Origin of the sequence: Escherichia sp. E2586 (genome assembly GCF_005781105.1) — a bacterium.
In the GTDB taxonomy this organism is placed as follows: Bacteria; Pseudomonadota; Gammaproteobacteria; order Enterobacterales; family Enterobacteriaceae; genus Escherichia.
Genome location: NZ_VATN01000013.1, coordinates 167,629 through 184,300, shown reverse-complemented (window position 1 = coordinate 184,300; position 16,672 = coordinate 167,629). Strand labels below are relative to the sequence as shown.

At 52.1% G+C, this 16,672-nt stretch carries 14 protein-coding genes; 10 read left to right on the top strand and 4 right to left on the bottom strand.

The genetic code is table 11. From position 1 onward, the window contains the following. Positions 1-124: 124 nt before the first annotated feature. A complete protein-coding gene (gene prlC, locus FEK50_RS14675; protein WP_131161882.1) occupies positions 125-2,167 on the top strand; it encodes an oligopeptidase A in 2,043 nt (680 codons plus the stop codon). Between the two features lie 7 nt (positions 2,168-2,174). Further along, entirely contained in the window at positions 2,175-2,927 is a 753-nt protein-coding gene (gene rsmJ, locus FEK50_RS14670; protein ID WP_130221308.1) for a 16S rRNA (guanine(1516)-N(2))-methyltransferase RsmJ, read from the top strand. Between the two features lie 48 nt (positions 2,928-2,975). Here rsmJ and dtpB read toward each other — a convergent pair whose 3' ends face one another. Both dtpB and uspA read right to left on the bottom strand, forming a co-directional pair. After that, on the bottom strand, positions 2,976-4,445 hold the full coding sequence (dtpB, locus tag FEK50_RS14665; RefSeq protein ID WP_130209158.1) for a dipeptide/tripeptide permease DtpB: 1,470 nt from the start codon (positions 4,443-4,445) through the stop codon (positions 2,976-2,978). A 354-nt stretch (positions 4,446-4,799) separates the two neighbouring features. Further along, complete coding sequence (uspA, locus tag FEK50_RS14660; protein WP_000323571.1) at positions 4,800-5,234, bottom strand: universal stress protein UspA; 435 nt, start codon at positions 5,232-5,234, stop codon at positions 4,800-4,802. A 390-nt stretch (positions 5,235-5,624) separates the two neighbouring features. Here uspA and uspB point away from each other — a divergent pair, with 390 nt between their 5' ends. Next, positions 5,625-5,960, top strand: coding sequence for a universal stress protein UspB (uspB, locus tag FEK50_RS14655; protein ID WP_124038640.1), 336 nt, complete (start codon positions 5,625-5,627; stop codon positions 5,958-5,960). A gap of 67 nt (positions 5,961-6,027) precedes the next feature. Here the strand turns inward: uspB and pitA are convergent, their stop codons facing one another. Continuing rightward, on the bottom strand, positions 6,028-7,527 hold the full coding sequence (gene pitA / locus FEK50_RS14650; protein WP_131161881.1) for an inorganic phosphate transporter PitA: 1,500 nt from the start codon (positions 7,525-7,527) through the stop codon (positions 6,028-6,030). Positions 7,528-7,757: 230 nt separating this feature from the next. Here pitA and FEK50_RS14645 point away from each other — a divergent pair, with 230 nt between their 5' ends. Next, on the top strand, positions 7,758-8,951 hold the full coding sequence (locus tag FEK50_RS14645; RefSeq protein ID WP_131161880.1) for an NAD(P)/FAD-dependent oxidoreductase: 1,194 nt from the start codon (positions 7,758-7,760) through the stop codon (positions 8,949-8,951). Positions 8,952-9,050: 99 nt separating this feature from the next. On the opposite strand, the gene FEK50_RS14640 is transcribed toward FEK50_RS14645, so the two are convergent. Further along, a complete protein-coding gene (locus FEK50_RS14640; RefSeq protein WP_130209150.1) occupies positions 9,051-10,103 on the bottom strand; it encodes a DUF2776 family protein in 1,053 nt (350 codons plus the stop codon). Between the two features lie 677 nt (positions 10,104-10,780). Between FEK50_RS14640 and FEK50_RS24535 the strand changes: the two genes are divergently transcribed. The 6 genes from FEK50_RS24535 (at position 10,781) to FEK50_RS14615 (ending at position 16,584) form a co-directional block, all read left to right on the top strand. Beyond that, positions 10,781-10,894, top strand: coding sequence for a hypothetical protein (locus FEK50_RS24535; RefSeq protein ID WP_214251098.1), 114 nt, complete (start codon positions 10,781-10,783; stop codon positions 10,892-10,894). A 62-nt stretch (positions 10,895-10,956) separates the two neighbouring features. Beyond that, the gene (locus tag FEK50_RS14635) at positions 10,957-12,024 is read left to right on the top strand and encodes an HlyD family secretion protein (protein WP_130209148.1); all 1,068 of its coding nucleotides are present in this window, start codon (positions 10,957-10,959) and stop codon (positions 12,022-12,024) included. Beyond that, a complete protein-coding gene (gene rbbA / locus FEK50_RS14630; RefSeq protein WP_131161879.1) occupies positions 12,021-14,756 on the top strand; it encodes a ribosome-associated ATPase/putative transporter RbbA in 2,736 nt (911 codons plus the stop codon). Before FEK50_RS14635 ends, rbbA begins: the two co-directional genes overlap by 4 nt. After that, a complete protein-coding gene (locus FEK50_RS14625; RefSeq protein WP_001314210.1) occupies positions 14,756-15,880 on the top strand; it encodes an ABC transporter permease in 1,125 nt (374 codons plus the stop codon). Before rbbA ends, FEK50_RS14625 begins: the two co-directional genes overlap by 1 nt. 72 nt (positions 15,881-15,952) lie before the next feature. Further along, a complete protein-coding gene (locus FEK50_RS14620) occupies positions 15,953-16,228 on the top strand; it encodes a type II toxin-antitoxin system HicA family toxin (protein ID WP_001260301.1) in 276 nt (91 codons plus the stop codon). Then, a complete protein-coding gene (locus FEK50_RS14615; RefSeq protein ID WP_000593555.1) occupies positions 16,225-16,584 on the top strand; it encodes a type II toxin-antitoxin system HicB family antitoxin in 360 nt (119 codons plus the stop codon). The genes FEK50_RS14620 and FEK50_RS14615 overlap by 4 nt, the downstream gene beginning before the upstream one ends. The last annotated feature ends 88 nt before the right edge of the window (positions 16,585-16,672 follow it).

Here is a 16,672-nt window from a genome sequence, read left to right as displayed (position 1 = left end):
CATTGAAATTCACTACACTTAACCCCATGCTATTGCCATTACGCGCCGGATGAGATGCTTTGTGTCACACCCGGCGAAAGCGCCTGTGAGCGTTTTGTTCCCCTCTTTAACCAGGACTGTACCTATGACGAATCCGTTACTGACTCCCTTTGAATTGCCTCCGTTTTCTAAAATTCTCCCGGAACATGTGGTTCCAGCCGTGACTAAGGCGCTGAACGACTGCCGCGAAAATGTGGAGCGCGTAGTAGCGCAAGGGGCACCGTACACCTGGGAAAATCTCTGCCAGCCGCTGGCGGAAGTGGACGATGTGCTGGGGCGTATTTTCTCCCCGGTCAGCCACCTGAACTCGGTGAAAAATAGCCCGGAACTGCGCGAAGCCTACGAACAAACCTTGCCGCTGCTGTCAGAATACAGCACCTGGGTAGGGCAACATGAAGGGCTGTATAAAGCGTATCGCGATCTGCGCGATGGCGATAACTACGCCACGCTGAATACGGCGCAGAAGAAAGCGGTTGATAACGCACTGCGCGACTTCGAACTCTCTGGCATCGGTCTGCCGAAAGAGAAACAGCTGCGTTACGGCGAAATTGCTACCCGTCTTTCCGAGCTGGGCAACCAGTACAGCAACAACGTCCTTGATGCGACGATGGGCTGGACCAAACTCGTTACCGACGAAGCTGAGCTGGCGGGTATGCCAGAAAGCGCACTGGCTGCGGCAAAAGCCCAGGCCGAAGCGAAAGAACTGGAAGGCTACCTGCTGACGCTGGATATCCCAAGCTACTTGCCGGTAATGACCTACTGCGACAACCAGGCTCTGCGCGAAGAAATGTATCGCGCTTACAGTACTCGCGCCTCCGATCAAGGCCCGAACGCCGGTAAGTGGGACAACAGCAAGGTGATGGAAGAGATCCTCGCGCTGCGTCACGAACTGGCGCAACTGCTGGGCTTTGAAAACTACGCCTTCAAATCACTTGCCACTAAAATGGCAGAAAACCCGCAGCAGGTGCTGGATTTCTTAACCGATCTGGCAAAACGCGCGCGTCCGCAGGGCGAAAAAGAGCTGGCGCAGCTGCGCGCCTTCGCCAAAGCCGAATTTGGCGTCGATGAGTTGCAGCCGTGGGATATCGCTTACTACAGCGAAAAACAGAAACAGCACCTCTACAGCATCAGCGACGAGCAGCTGCGTCCGTACTTCCCGGAAAACAAAGCAGTTAACGGCTTGTTTGAAGTGGTGAAACGTATTTACGGCATCACCGCTAAAGAGCGTAAAGATGTTGATGTTTGGCACCCGGATGTACGTTTCTTCGAACTGTATGACGAGAACAACGAACTGCGCGGCAGCTTCTACCTCGATCTGTACGCCCGTGAGAACAAGCGCGGCGGGGCGTGGATGGATGACTGCGTAGGCCAGATGCGTAAAGCTGACGGTTCTCTGCAAAAACCGGTCGCGTATCTAACCTGTAACTTCAACCGCCCGGTGAATGGTAAACCGGCGCTGTTTACCCATGACGAAGTGATCACCCTGTTCCACGAGTTCGGTCATGGCCTGCACCATATGCTGACCCGCATCGAAACCGCCGGTGTGTCCGGTATCAGCGGGGTGCCGTGGGATGCGGTCGAACTGCCGAGCCAGTTTATGGAAAACTGGTGCTGGGAGCCGGAGGCGCTGGCGTTTATCTCCGGTCACTATGAAACCGGCGAACCGCTGCCGAAAGAGTTGCTGGATAAAATGCTGGCGGCGAAGAACTACCAGGCGGCGCTGTTTATTCTGCGCCAGCTGGAGTTCGGCCTGTTCGATTTCCGCCTCCATGCCGAGTTCCGCCCGGATCAGGGTGCGAAAATCCTCGAAACTCTGGCAGAAATCAAGAAACTGGTTGCCGTGGTACCGTCTCCGTCATGGGGCCGTTTCCCGCACGCTTTCAGCCATATTTTCGCCGGTGGTTATGCGGCAGGCTACTACAGCTACCTGTGGGCCGATGTGCTGGCAGCAGATGCCTTCTCGCGTTTTGAGGAAGAGGGCATTTTCAACCGTGAAACCGGGCAGTCGTTCCTCGACAATATTCTGAGCCGTGGTGGTTCAGAAGAGCCGATGGATCTGTTCAAACGTTTCCGTGGTCGTGAACCGCAACTGGATGCGATGCTGGAGCATTACGGCATTAAGGGCTGATCATTCAGTGAAAATCTGCTTAATTGATGAAACGGGCGCCGGAGACGGCGCCTTATCTGTTCTGGCGGCCCGCTGGGGGCTGGAACATGATGAAGACAACCTGATGGCGCTGGTGTTAACGCCGGAGCATCTGGAACTGCGCAAGCGCGATGAGCCAAAGCTTGGCGGCATTTACGTTGATTTTGTTGGCGGGGCGATGGCACACCGCCGCAAATTTGGCGGTGGTCGCGGTGAGGCGGTGGCGAAAGCGGTGGGCATTAAAGGCGATTATCTGCCGGATGTCGTCGATGCTACCGCAGGGCTGGGGCGCGATGCCTTTGTGCTGGCTTCGGTCGGCTGCCGCGTACGGATGCTGGAGCGTAATCCAGTGGTTGCTGCATTGCTCGACGATGGCCTGGCGCGTGGTTATGCGGATGCGGAGATCGGCGGCTGGTTGCAGGAGCGTTTGCAGCTGATCCACGCTTCCAGCCTGACGGCGCTGACTGATATTACCCCGCGCCCGCAGGTGGTCTATCTCGATCCGATGTTCCCGCATAAGCAGAAAAGCGCGCTGGTGAAAAAAGAGATGCGCGTGTTTCAGTCGCTGGTGGGGCCGGATCTCGACGCCGATGGGTTGCTGGAGCCTGCGCGGCTGCTGGCGACCAAACGTGTGGTGGTAAAGCGCCCGGACTACGCGCCGCCGCTGGCGAATGTCGCCACGCCAAACGCGGTTGTCACCAAAGGGCATCGCTTTGATATTTATGCGGGTACACCGGCATAAAAGTAAAACAGGGTAGCGTTATCGCTACCCTGTTTTCTGCAAGAATAATCAATGGCTTTCCGGCGTCTCAATCATGCGTTTCAGCCACGGCACCATCAACAGCATCACTACTGCAACGGCCAGTGTAACCAGACCAATCTTACCAAACACGTTGGTATAGACAGGCAGCGTCTCAAGCGGGTCGGTAATGTTGTCTGGTACTGCGGTAAATGTTGCCACATAGCCGCCCAGCAAGAACGCGGCAGCCTGCGTAAGGAACCACATCCCGAGAATAAAGCCCATCAAATGTTGTGGCACCAGAGCGGCAATCATTGCCAGGCCCAGGGCGCTAATAAGCAGTTCACCTAAGCTCTGGAATAAGTAAACCAGCACGATAAACCATGGCGATGTCAGCCCCTGGGCGTCCGCAAACCACATTCCCGCTGCGGCGGCTGTCAAAAAGCCTAGCGAGCACATAAACATACCGAGAGTAAATTTCATCGGCATGGAGAGGTCTTTGCCTTTGTTACCCAGATGCGTGTAAATGCCTGCCAGAACTGGGCTGGCGAGCACCACCCAGAACGGGTTAAGCGCCTGGAAGCTCACCGGGTTGATGGAAAAACCGAGAATTTCATGATGCACGTTGTTGATAGCAAAGAAGTTCAGCGACGTTGGCATCTGGGCGTAGAGGATGTAAAACACTACCGCTTCAAGCATCAGCACAAAGGCGACAAACATCTTATTGCGCCCGGTTTTATCCAGCTTGAATGCCTGACGGAAGAAGATAATGGTCACGACGATAGAGAGAACAATCAGTACCAGATTGGCGACTTCCACGTTGTGCATCAGCCATGCGCAAACGAAAATCATCACCACGCTGCCCATCAGCACGTACAACAATTTGCTGAAGTTCATCGGTCGGAAATCTGGTTCAGAACCAATATCTTTCACCATTCCGCGACAGGCGATGTAAACCAGTAGCGCGACAATCAATCCTGCTCCGCATAAGTTATAGGTGACGGAATAGCCAAATCTGTCAGCGATAACCGGTGCTAGCGACAGCGCAATCAACGAGCCGATATTGATCGACATATAGAACAGGGTGAAAGCGCCATCGAGACGAGGATCTTTCGGTGGATAGCACTTCGAAAGCAGGCTTGCCGGGTTGGCTTTAAACAGGCCGTTGCCGACGGCGATTGTTCCCAGCGCGATGAATATCAGGTCTGGCTTGAGTAGCGACATCCCGGTCATGAAGTAGCCCATCGCCAGAACAATTGCCCCAAGGACAATGGTGCGTTTAGTTCCTAACAGATGGTCGCCAACATAACCACCGATCGAGATAAGGCCATAGACCAGCGCAGCGAAGGCACCAAAGGTGACAAAAGCCTGTTCTTGTGAGAAACCGAGCTGTTTAACGAAGAAAACGGCCAGGACGCCTTGCACGCCGTAGTAACCGAATCGCTCCCATAGTTCGACAAAAAAGATCATGAAGAATGGGCGAGGTTGTTGCAGCATCCCAGTGGGTGTTGTTGTATTCATAATTTTTAGCCTTTCAATACCATCATGAAAAGTATGAACGCGTAAGTGATTGCGCGCGAAAGAGTTTACACATGTCTAAAATTCTTAATATTGATGCAATGAATGCATTAATGCACTATCTCAGCAAAAAATAACCAGCTAATCATGCTGATTGTTTGAGTTATGATGGCGTTAAATGCTGTTTTTTGGTGGGGTAAATTTGAATTATTCGATGCGTAGTTGAAGTTTCTGACCGCAGATGAACACCGGCTTGATTGAGCACTCCCGTGTTTGTACCCGCACGTCGCATTCGGGTACAACACAAAAAGCAGAACGCCCGCATAAGCGGGCGTCCAGGAGCAAGTGGGGGAGATATTATTCTTCTTCGTCGCGCAGCGGAACAATCAGCATATCAACGTGAACGGTGTTGATCAGCTGACGCGCGGAAGACATCAGTTTGCTCCAGAAGTCCTGGTGGTGACCACAAACAACCAGGTCCATGTCGTATTTCTTGATCGCATCAACCAGAACTTGACCCAAATCGCCGCTGCCGCTAAGGGTTTCAGTAATTGGGTAGCCTGCGTTGGTGGAGAGTTCGGTCAATGCATGATGAGTCTCTTCGGAAATGCGTTTCTGCATGTCACCCAGATTTACATCAATAAGTCCGGTGTATAGGTCAGAGTAGTTTACATCTACGTGGATCAGAGAAACTTTCGCATTGTAGGGGCGAGCCATAGAGACTGCTTTCTCTACCAGAACTTTGCTTTCCGGGGAGAGATCGACCGCGATGAGAATGTGTTTATAAGCCATAGTGTTACTCCTTCCATAAAGTTGTCGATGACTGGCCAGCTTGCGTTTCTTGTGCCGTTACGTCACCCGCGTCCTGCGAACTACGTGCGCGGGGCTAACCCAGCCGTAAAGATTCAGTGAAAAGACCATCCTTACCTTATAGCGACCTGGATGATCCGTCAATCCGCCTTGCTTACCAATCAGATAATCAAATTTTCTACATGAATGTATTGATAGTGGTTAACCTTATGGAAAAAAAACAACCTGATCTCCTACACTATCTATAGAGCCGCTCGGATGTTTGTCATCACAAAAGCGGTTTCTCCAGGACCTGGTGTTAACTGATTGGCAGCGTATCGGGAGCGGTAGCCCCGGAGGGGAACTCCGCGGGCAGGTCGCCGGGGAGGGGGTATGATAAGCACCGTCGCATTATTTTGGGCTTTATGTGTCGTTTGCATTGTTAACATGGCGCGCTATTTCTCATCACTACGCGCGTTGTTAGTGGTACTGCGTAATTGCGATCCATTGCTCTATCAATATGTTGATGGAGGGGGCTTTTTTACCTCACATGGCCAACCCAACAAACAGGTGCGTCTCGTTTGGTATATCTATGCTCAACGTTATCGCGATCATCACGATGATGAGTTTATCCGTCGCTGCGAGCGCGTGCGTCGTCAGTTTATTCTGACCAGCGCATTGTGTGGCCTGGTGGTGGTAAGCCTGATTGCGTTGGTGATTTGGCATTAAGCGCCACGGTAATAACGCATAAAAAAAGCGGGCCAGTAAACTGACCCGCTCGTTTTTATGCGTGCGATTACAGGAACTGCAAGGAGATCCAGTACAGCGCACCGGAGAGCAGAACTGCAGCCGGGAGGGTAAACACCCAGGCCATCAGAATGCTGGTCACGGTTTTACGCTGTAAGCCGCCGCCGTCAACCACCATCGTCCCCGCTACGGAAGAGGAGAGTACGTGAGTGGTGGAAACCGGCATCCCGGTATAACTCGCCAGACCGATAGACACCGCTGCCGTCATCTGAGCAGACATACCCTGAGCATAGGTCATGCCTTTCTTACCGATTTTCTCACCGATAGTGGTCGCCACACGACGCCAGCCAATCATCGTACCGATACCTAACGCCAGCGCGACCGCCATGATGATCCACACCGGAGCATACTCGATGGTGCTCAGCATATCGGACTTCAGTTTCTTCAACAGACGCTGATCATCCGCAGTGACGCCAGGCATTTTCACCACTTTGTCGATAGTGTCAGAAACGCACAGCATAATGCGGCGCATCTGGCTACGTTGGTCAAGCGACAGCTTGTCGTAGCTTTCCACATCGGCGGTCAGCATGCCTTTCAGGCGGTTGAGCGCGTTAATGGTATTCGACGGATGGCAATGGAACTCCGCAGGTTGTGTTGCGCCTGCTTCCGGAGCCAGTACTAACTGATCGGCACCGGTCGCCTGTTTAAGCAGCGCAGGATGCTGCTCAAAGTAAGCTTCCACATTGTTGATGGCATCACGGGTACGGGTGATTTCGTAGCCAGTGGCATTCATATTCACCACGAAGCCCGCTGGTGCGACGCCAATCAGAACCAACATAACCAGACCAATGCCTTTCTGACCATCGTTCGCGCCGTGAGAAAACGCCACGCCGATAGCGGAAAGGATCAGCGCGATACGCGTCCAGAACGGCGGCTTTTTCTTGCCGTCTTTCTTTTCACGTTCCGCTGGGGTCAGGTGGATACGGGCGCGTTTCTTGGTGCCGCTCCAGTAGCGACGCAGCAAGAAAATCAGACCGCCAGCAAACACCAGGCCGACAATAGGGGAAACGATCAGAGATGCGAAAATACTTAATACTTTCGGGATATTGAGTGCATCCACCACTGACGTACCGGACATCAACGCATTGGTTAAACCAATACCGATGATCGCGCCAATCAGCGTATGGGAGCTGGATGCAGGTAAACCAAAGTACCAGGTACCAAGGTTCCAGATAATTGCTGCCAGCAACATAGAGAACACCATGGCAAGACCATGGGACGATCCCATATTAAGCAGCAGATCCGTCGGCAGCATATGCACAATGGCATAGGCAACACTAAGACCACCCAGCAAAACACCCAGGAAGTTGAACACTGCCGCCATAACCACAGCGAGCTGAGAACGCATCGCGCGGGTATAGATGACAGTTGCCACGGCGTTGGCTGTGTCATGGAAACCATTGATGGCTTCGTAGAACAGCACAAAAGCCAGTGCAAGCAATAATAACAGCCCGGTATGCAAATCCAGGCCAGCAAACAAATGTAGCATAGGACGTTACGCCATTTTGAGGACATGAACGCGGCGCATTATCAGTGACTTTCGCGGCGCGGGCAAAGTGAAATATAGATTTTTTTGATTTGCCTCCTGTATGAATTTCGCTCAAAAAATAATTATCTTATATAATTCAGACAAATACTTCCCCTAAGTAATATTGATGCTGGTGCGACCACTGAGGAATCTTTACAATTCACGCCCGTTTTTTCTAAGAGGAACGCAACGTGGAAAAGTTTGATGCCATTATTATAGGCGCTGGCGCGGCGGGTATGTTCTGTTCTGCGCTGGCAGGTCAGGCAGGGCGCAGAGTTTTGCTGATCGATAATGGCAAAAAACCGGGGCGCAAAATCCTCATGTCTGGTGGTGGGCGCTGTAACTTCACCAACCTTTATGTCGAACCAGGTGCCTATCTGAGCCAGAATCCGCATTTTTGCAAGTCTGCGCTTGCCCGATTTACTCAGTGGGATTTCATTGATCTGGTCAATAAGCACGGCATCGCCTGGCACGAGAAAACGTTAGGGCAACTCTTCTGTGATGACTCCGCTCAGCAGATTGTCGACATGCTGGTGGATGAGTGCGAGAAGGGCAATGTGACCTTCAGATTACGTAGCGAAGTGTTGAGCGTGACGAAGGATGACGCGGGATTCACGCTTGAACTGAACGGCATGACCGTAGGCTGCGATAAACTGGTCATTGCGACCGGAGGCCTCTCGATGCCGGGGCTGGGTGCGTCGCCGTTTGGTTATAAGATTGCCGAACAATTCGGGCTGAACGTGTTGCCGACGCGCGCAGGCCTGGTGCCATTCACCCTGCATAAACCGTTGCTGGAGGAGTTACAGGTGCTGGCGGGCGTGGCGGTGCCTTCTGTGATAACCGCTGAAAACGGCACCGTGTTCCGTGAAAACTTACTCTTCACCCACCGCGGCTTGTCTGGCCCTGCGGTATTGCAGATATCCAGCTACTGGCAACCGGGTGAATTTGTCAGCATCAATCTGCTACCGGATGTCGACCTGGACACTTTTCTTAATGAACAGCGTAACGCGCATCCGAATCAGAGCCTGAAAAACACGCTGGCGGTTCATCTGCCGAAACGGTTGGTTGAACGGTTACAACAACTTGGGCAGATCCCGGACGTCTCGTTAAAACAGCTCAACGTGCGTGACCAACAGGCGCTCATTGCCACATTGACCGACTGGCGCGTACAACCTAACGGCACTGAAGGCTATCGCACCGCCGAAGTGACACTCGGCGGCGTGGACACCAATGAACTCTCATCACGGACGATGGAAGCGCGTAAAGTTCCGGGCTTGTACTTTATCGGTGAAGTGATGGATGTTACCGGCTGGCTAGGGGGCTATAACTTCCAGTGGGCGTGGTCCAGTGCGTGGGCTTGTGCACAGGATTTGGCGGCAGAATAAGAGGCAAAATGCCCCCCTCGTTTTCGCGGTGTAACCAGGGGGGATTACCTGAACAAAGTCCAGATAAGACGCTCGACGCCTTATCTGAAGTCTTTTCTATTATTTTTTCGCAGACCCCGCTTCTAATATAGAAACGATGGAAAACAGTGTAAAACACACTGCACCTAAGCCAACCAAAACTCGCGAAGGAATAAAATAAGCCATATCGGTTTGCGCAATTTCAGCAAGGAACGCTGCGAGGAACAGGCAAAACAGACAGGTAAATACCGGAATCATGGGTATTCTGTTGGCTAACGAACAGGTGCGTCTCCATACCAGCGCCAACAACCACACTTTGGAGAAAATACTGTAGCAAATCATTCCCAGACAAATAAGAATAATGCCGGGTGCCAGTCTGGCACTTTCATCAGAACTGACTAAAACGTAGATCCCCTGAATAACCGTCAGTGAGCCAAGTAAAATAACCCAATAGCACCACAGCCAATGCTCTTTCATTGAGAACGTATTCCGCGTTTGATGGACAATAGTGGCGACAAGACCAATAAGACAAGCGCAAATTGCCGTTAACCCCAGCAGTACGTGACCAGCAACATAATGTGGTGTGATATTTGCACTACGTAACAGCGCGACTGACCAAATGAAACCAAAGAGAGTAAGCAGAACGGGAACGGCAATTAAGCCATTACCGATTGTTGAAGAATAAGCCTGCAACGGCGTACCATCACTCTTACTGCCCGAGGCGTTTTTGGGAATTAGCAGAAAATGCCCGGAAGACGCCGCCACGGTTGATACGCAGGCAGCAATCATCCCAACACCGAAAATAACATGTCCGGCAACAAATTCATCGGCCATGACATTATCACTTGCCAGCAGCAACCATCCCCAAATCATAGTTGCGACAGACCCAGCGTAACCAATAACAGGAAAAAGTGTGCTGTAGAGCTTATTCACACCATGCGTTAACTGCGAAATAATAATAAATGCAGTAGTGAATAACGCCAGACATATTGCAGAAAGCGAAATAAGTACATGTCCCGCCACAAAATACTCACTTTGCCCGGAACCTGCTAATACAAAATCACCCAATGCAATACATATTATCCCCATAATTAAAGGGATTAATTTAAATAGCCATCCGATATATATATTCATTTTAAACTCCATGTGTACTTTCTACTAATATAAGAAAGCGTATCAGTAGTATTTTTAGTCAGTTAAATATAACAATGAGATACCACCAAATGTAACAAGTAACTTTACTATAGCCGGATTTATTGCCCGGAGTGTTAAGTTTTAGATGTGAGTTAATGCTGATAAATAAATATTTATCCTAAGGTAAATTCCGAGTTAATATCTTTATCTTATACTCTAAATAATTCGAGTTGCAGGAAGGCGACAAGCGAGTGAATCCCCAGGAGCTTACATGAGTAAGTGACTGGGGTGAGCGAACGCAGACGCAGCACATGCAACTTGAAGTATGACGAGTATATTTTTATTTTGTTGCTTTAAACGACCTTGTTCGAGACTGCTTTATTTAATACATAAGCCGTTATCATCTTTTTAAAAAATTATTTCGCTTTCGGTAAATATTTGCACCTCGGCGATAATAACGCTATGTGATAGTCATCGGGTTTTCTGTTACGGAAACCTACGCAGTAGTACCTGAGAACCTGTGCAGAAGATTTTTGGTTAAAAACGCTATCGGACAGAAGAACATCGCGATGTATCACAAGCTGATGGTAATCAAATAGACAACATGAATATAACTGTTAGTATTTAATTGATTTCACTTATGAGTATGCGTGTTTCATTTACGGCCAGGAATGCTGATGATGACAACATTACTACCCGTTTTCACCAGACCTTCCCCGTTGGCGCTCAGTTTGCTGCGCCCTGGCCGCCTTTGCCGTTTCCTTCTTATCCCGGATGGAATAATTCGCTGAACGTCGTTCGGTGGCAGTTGTAACACGCGTCGATTGCTTACAGGGATTATGGCGGGTCGATTATGGATAATATTAAGCGCCATCTGGCGTGGTGGGTTGTCGGGTTACTGGCGGTGGCTGCTATCGTGGCGTGGTGGCTGTTGCGTCCGGCAGGTGTGCCGGAAGGCTTTGCCGTCAGCAATGGGCGCATTGAAGCGACGGAAGTGGATATCGCCAGCAAAATTGCCGGGCGTATCGACACCATTCTGGTGAAAGAAGGCCAGTTTGTTCGCAAAGGCGAAGTGCTGGCGAAGATGGATACTCGTGTGTTGCAGGAACAGCGACTGGAGGCCATCGCGCAAATCAAAGAGGCGCAAAGTGCCGTTGCCGCCGCGCAGGCTTTGCTGGAACAGCGGCAAAGTGAAACTCGCGCCGCTCAGTCGCTGGTTAATCAACGGCAAGCTGAACTGGACTCCGTAGCCAAACGTCATACCCGTTCCCGCTCGCTCGCCCATCGTGGGGCTATTTCTGCGCAACAGCTGGATGACGACCGCGCCGCTGCCGAAGGCGCCCGTGCTGCGCTGGAATCGGCAAAAGCCCAGGTTTCGGCTTCTAAAGCCGCTATAGAGGCGGCACGCACCAATATCATTCAGGCGCAAACGCGCGTCGAAGCGGCACAAGCCACTGAACGGCGCATTGCCGCAGATATCGATGACAGCGAACTGAAAGCCCCGCGTGACGGACGCGTGCAGTATCGGGTTGCCGAGCCAGGCGAAGTGCTGGCAGCAGGTGGTCGGGTGCTGAATATGGTCGATCTCAGCGACGTCTATATGACCTTCTTCCTGCCAACCGAACAAGCGGGCACGCTGAAACTGGGTGGTGAAGCCCGGCTGATCCTCGATGCTGCGCCAGATCTGCGTATTCCTGCGACCATCAGTTTTGTCGCCAGCGTCGCCCAGTTCACGCCAAAAACCGTCGAAACCAGCGATGAACGGCTGAAACTGATGTTTCGCGTCAAAGCGCGTATCCCACCGGAATTACTCCAGCAGCATCTGGAATATGTCAAAACGGGCTTGCCGGGCGTGGCGTGGGTGCGGGTGAATGAAGAACTTCCGTGGCCTGAAGACCTGGTGGTGAGGTTGCCGCAATGACGCATCTGGAACTGGTTCCCGTCCCGCCTGTCGCGCAACTGGCGGGCGTGAGCCAGCATTATGGAAAAACCGTTGCGCTGAACAATATCACTCTCGAGATTCCGGCCCGCTGCATGGTCGGGCTGATTGGCCCGGACGGCGTCGGTAAGTCGAGTTTATTGTCATTGATTTCCGGTGCTCGTGTCATTGAGCAGGGCAACGTGATGGTGCTGGGCGGCGATATGCGCGACCCGAAGCATCGCCGCGACGTTTGCCCGCGCATCGCCTGGATGCCGCAAGGGCTGGGCAAAAACCTCTACCACACCTTGTCGGTGTATGAAAACGTCGATTTTTTCGCCCGCCTGTTCGGTCACGACAAAGCGGAGCGGGAAGTGCGAATTAACGAGCTGCTGACCAGCACCGGGTTAGCACCATTTCGCGATCGTCCGGCAGGGAAACTCTCCGGCGGGATGAAGCAAAAACTTGGGCTGTGCTGTGCGTTAATCCACGACCCGGAACTGTTGATTCTTGATGAGCCAACAACGGGGGTTGACCCGCTCTCCCGCGCCCAGTTCTGGGATCTGATCGACAGTATTCGCCAGCGACAAAGCAACATGAGCGTGCTGGTCGCCACCGCCTACATGGAAGAGGCCGAACGCTTCGACTGGCTGGTAGCGATGAATGCCGGAGAAGTGCTGGCGACCGGCAGCGCCGAAGAACTGCGGCAGCAAACGCAAAGCGCCACGCTGGAAGAAGCGTTTATCGCTTTGTTACCAGAAGCGCAACGCCAGGCGCATCAGGCGGTAGTGATCCCACCGTATCAAGCTGAAAACGCAGAGATTGCCATCGAAGCGCGCGATCTGACCATGCGTTTTGGTTCCTTCGTTGCCGTTGATCACGTCAATTTCCGCATTCCACGCGGGGAGATTTTTGGTTTCCTTGGTTCGAATGGCTGCGGTAAATCCACCACCATGAAAATGCTTACCGGACTGCTGCCCGCCAGCGAAGGTGAGGCGTGGCTGTTCGGGCAACCGGTTGATCCAAAAGATATCGATACCCGTCGTCGGGTGGGCTATATGTCGCAGGCGTTTTCGCTCTATAACGAACTCACCGTGCGGCAAAACCTTGAGTTACATGCCCGTTTGTTTCACATCCCGGAAGCAGAAATTCCCGCTCGAGTGGCTGAAATGAGCGAGCGTTTTAAGCTCAACGACGTTGAAGATGTTCTGCCGGAGTCATTGCCGCTCGGCATTCGCCAGCGGCTTTCGCTGGCGGTGGCGGTGATTCATCGCCCGGAAATGTTAATCCTCGATGAACCCACTTCTGGCGTCGATCCGGTGGCGAGGGATATGTTCTGGCAGTTGATGGTCGATCTCTCGCGCCAGGACAAAGTGACTATCTTCATCTCCACCCACTTTATGAACGAAGCGGAACGCTGCGACCGTATCTCACTGATGCACGCCGGAAAAGTGCTTGCCAGCGGTACACCGCAGGAACTGGTTGAAAAACGTGGAGCCGCCAGTCTGGAAGAGGCATTTATCGCCTATTTGCAGGAGGCGGCAGGGCAGAGCAACGAAGCCGAAGCGCCACCTGTGGTACATGACACTACCCACGCGCCGCGTCAGGGATTTAGCCTGCGCCGTCTGTTTAGCTACAGCCGTCGCGAAGCACTGGAACTGCGACGCGATCCGGTACGTTCGACGCTGGCGCTGATGGGAACGGTGATCCTGATGCTGATAATGGGTTACGGCATCAGTATGGATGTGGAAAACCTGCGCTTTGCGGTGCTCGACCGCGACCAGACCGTCAGTAGCCAGGCGTGGACGCTCAATCTCTCCGGTTCCCGTTACTTTATCGAACAGCCGCCGCTCACCAGTTATGACGAACTTGACCGTCGGATGCGTGCGGGCGATATCACGGTGGCGATTGAGATCCCACCCAATTTCGGGCGCGATATCGCGCGTGGTACGCCTGTGGAACTCGGTGTCTGGATCGACGGTGCGATGCCGAGCCGTGCCGAAACGGTAAAAGGTTACGTGCAGGCCATGCACCAGAGCTGGCTACAGGATGTGGCGAGTCGACAATCCACGCCTGCCAGCCAAAGCGGGCTGATGAACATTGAGACGCGCTATCGCTATAACCCGGACGTAAAAAGCCTGCCAGCGATTGTTCCTGCGGTGATCCCGCTTCTGCTGATGATGATTCCATCAATGCTAAGCGCCCTTAGCGTGGTGCGGGAAAAAGAGCTTGGGTCGATTATCAACCTTTACGTGACTCCTACCACCCGTAGCGAATTTTTGCTTGGCAAACAGCTGCCGTACATCGCGCTGGGGATGCTGAACTTTTTCCTGCTCTGCGGCCTGTCAGTGTTTGTGTTTGGCGTACCGCATAAAGGCAGTTTCCTGACGCTCACCCTGGCGGCGCTGCTGTATATCATCATCGCCACCGGAATGGGGCTGCTGATCTCCACCTTTATGAAAAGCCAGATTGCCGCCATTTTCGGTACGGCGATTATCACGTTGATCCCGGCGACACAGTTTTCCGGGATGATCGATCCGGTAGCTTCGCTGGAAGGGCCTGGACGTTGGATCGGCGAGGTTTACCCGACCAGTCATTTTCTGACTATCGCCCGCGGGACGTTCTCGAAGGCACTTGATCTGACTGATTTGTGGCAACTTTTTATCCCGTTGCTGATAGCCATCCCGCTGGTGATGGGCTTAAGCATCCTGCTGCTGAAAAAACAGGAGGGATGATGCGCCATTTACGCAATATTTTTAATCTGGGTATCAAAGAGTTGCGCAGCCTGCTCGGCGATAAAGCGATGCTGACGCTGATTGTCTTCTCGTTTACGGTGTCGGTGTATTCGTCAGCGACCGTCACGCCAGGATCATTGAACCTGGCGCCGATCGCCATTGCCGATATGGATCAATCGCAGTTATCGAACCGGATCGTTAACAGCTTCTATCGCCCGTGGTTTTTGCCACCGGAGATGATCACCGCCGATGAGATGGATGCCGGATTGGACGCCGGACGCTATACCTTCGCGATAAATATCCCGCCTAATTTTCAGCGTGATGTCCTCGCCGGACGCCAGCCGGATATTCAGGTGAACGTCGATGCCACGCGCATGAGCCAGGCATTCACTGGCAACGGTTATATCCAGAATATTATCAACGGTGAAGTGAACAGTTTCGTCGCGCGCTACCGTGATAACAGCGAACCGTTGGTATCGCTGGAAACCCGGATGCGCTTTAACCCGAACCTTGATCCTGCGTGGTTTGGCGGGGTGATGGCGATCATCAACAACATTACCATGCTGGCGATTGTGCTGACCGGATCGGCGCTGATCCGCGAGCGTGAACACGGCACGGTGGAACATTTATTGGTGATGCCGATAACGCCGTTTGAGATCATGATGGCGAAGGTCTGGTCGATGGGGCTGGTGGTGCTGGTGGTATCGGGATTATCGCTGGTATTGATGGTGAAAGGCGTGCTAGGCGTACCGATTGAAGGCTCTATCCCGCTGTTTATGCTGGGCGTGGCGCTCAGTCTGTTTGCCACTACGTCAATTGGCATTTTTATGGGGACGATAGCGCGTTCAATGCCGCAACTGGGGCTGCTGGTGATTCTGGTGCTGCTGCCGCTGCAAATGCTTTCTGGTGGCTCCACGCCGCGCGAAAGTATGCCGCAGATGGTGCAGGACATTATGTTGACCATGCCGACGACACACTTTGTCAGCCTTGCGCAGGCCATTCTCTACCGTGGTGCCGGATTCGAAATCGTCTGGCCGCAGTTCCTGACGCTGATGGCAATTGGCGGCGCGTTTTTCACCATCGCGCTACTGCGATTCAGGAAGACGATTGGAACAATGGCGTAAGGAAGGGAAACTTGACTTCATACTGTGATGTCATACTATTGATGTCATAAAGTGAAGTCATAAGGACATGCCATGAGAACCCAGGTACAGGCTTTACGGAAGAAACAAAAAAACACATTGGATCAAATATTTAAATCTCCTGTTCCTCAAGGGATCAAGTGGTCTGATATAGAGTCACTGGTTAAAGCATTAGGCGGAGAAATTAAGGAAGGAAGAGGTTCGCGTTGTAAGTTCATACTAAATATGAGCGTTGCGTGTTTCCATCGGCCTCATCCGTCGCCAGATACCGATAAAGGCGCTGTAGAAAGCGTGCGTGACTGGTTACTAAGTATAGGGGTAAAACCATGATCAAACTGAAGACGCCAAACTCTATGGAGATTGCCGGGCAACCTGCTGTTATTACCTACGTGCCAGAACTAAATGCATTTCGTGGCAAATTCCTGGGCTTGTCAGGTTATTGTGATTTTGTCTCTGACAGCATTCAGGGGCTGCAAAAAGAAGGGGAGCTTTCCCTGCGAGAGTATCTTGAGGATTGTAAAGCTGCGGGTATTGAGCCGTATGCGCGTACAGAAAAGATTAAAACCTTTACGTTACGCTATCCAGAATCGCTGAGTGAACGCCTTAATAATGCGGCTGCGCAGCAACAAGTCTCTGTTAATACTTATATTATTGAAACGCTGAATGAGCGTTTGAATCATTTATAAATTTTAGCGGCGTACATTACGCAGAATATCTGCCTTTACAGGATCTATCTATGCAACTGAACTTAATTATATAAATTAAGTTCAGTTA

Coding starts and splice junctions, on each gene's coding strand:
- FEK50_RS14625 (WP_001314210.1), top strand. CDS start 14,756: ATGCGCCATTTACGCAATATTTTTAATCTGGGTATCAAAGAGTTGCGC.
- uspA (WP_000323571.1), bottom strand. CDS start 5,234: ATGGCTTATAAACACATTCTCATCGCGGTCGATCTCTCCCCGGAAAGC.
- FEK50_RS14615 (WP_000593555.1), top strand. CDS start 16,225: ATGATCAAACTGAAGACGCCAAACTCTATGGAGATTGCCGGGCAACCT.
- rbbA (WP_131161879.1), top strand. CDS start 12,021: ATGACGCATCTGGAACTGGTTCCCGTCCCGCCTGTCGCGCAACTGGCG.
- prlC (WP_131161882.1), top strand. CDS start 125: ATGACGAATCCGTTACTGACTCCCTTTGAATTGCCTCCGTTTTCTAAA.
- dtpB (WP_130209158.1), bottom strand. CDS start 4,445: ATGAATACAACAACACCCACTGGGATGCTGCAACAACCTCGCCCATTC.
- FEK50_RS14620 (WP_001260301.1), top strand. CDS start 15,953: ATGAGAACCCAGGTACAGGCTTTACGGAAGAAACAAAAAAACACATTG.
- pitA (WP_131161881.1), bottom strand. CDS start 7,527: ATGCTACATTTGTTTGCTGGCCTGGATTTGCATACCGGGCTGTTATTA.
- FEK50_RS14640 (WP_130209150.1), bottom strand. CDS start 10,103: ATGAATATATATATCGGATGGCTATTTAAATTAATCCCTTTAATTATG.
- FEK50_RS24535 (WP_214251098.1), top strand. CDS start 10,781: ATGATGACAACATTACTACCCGTTTTCACCAGACCTTCCCCGTTGGCG.
- FEK50_RS14635 (WP_130209148.1), top strand. CDS start 10,957: ATGGATAATATTAAGCGCCATCTGGCGTGGTGGGTTGTCGGGTTACTG.
- uspB (WP_124038640.1), top strand. CDS start 5,625: ATGATAAGCACCGTCGCATTATTTTGGGCTTTATGTGTCGTTTGCATT.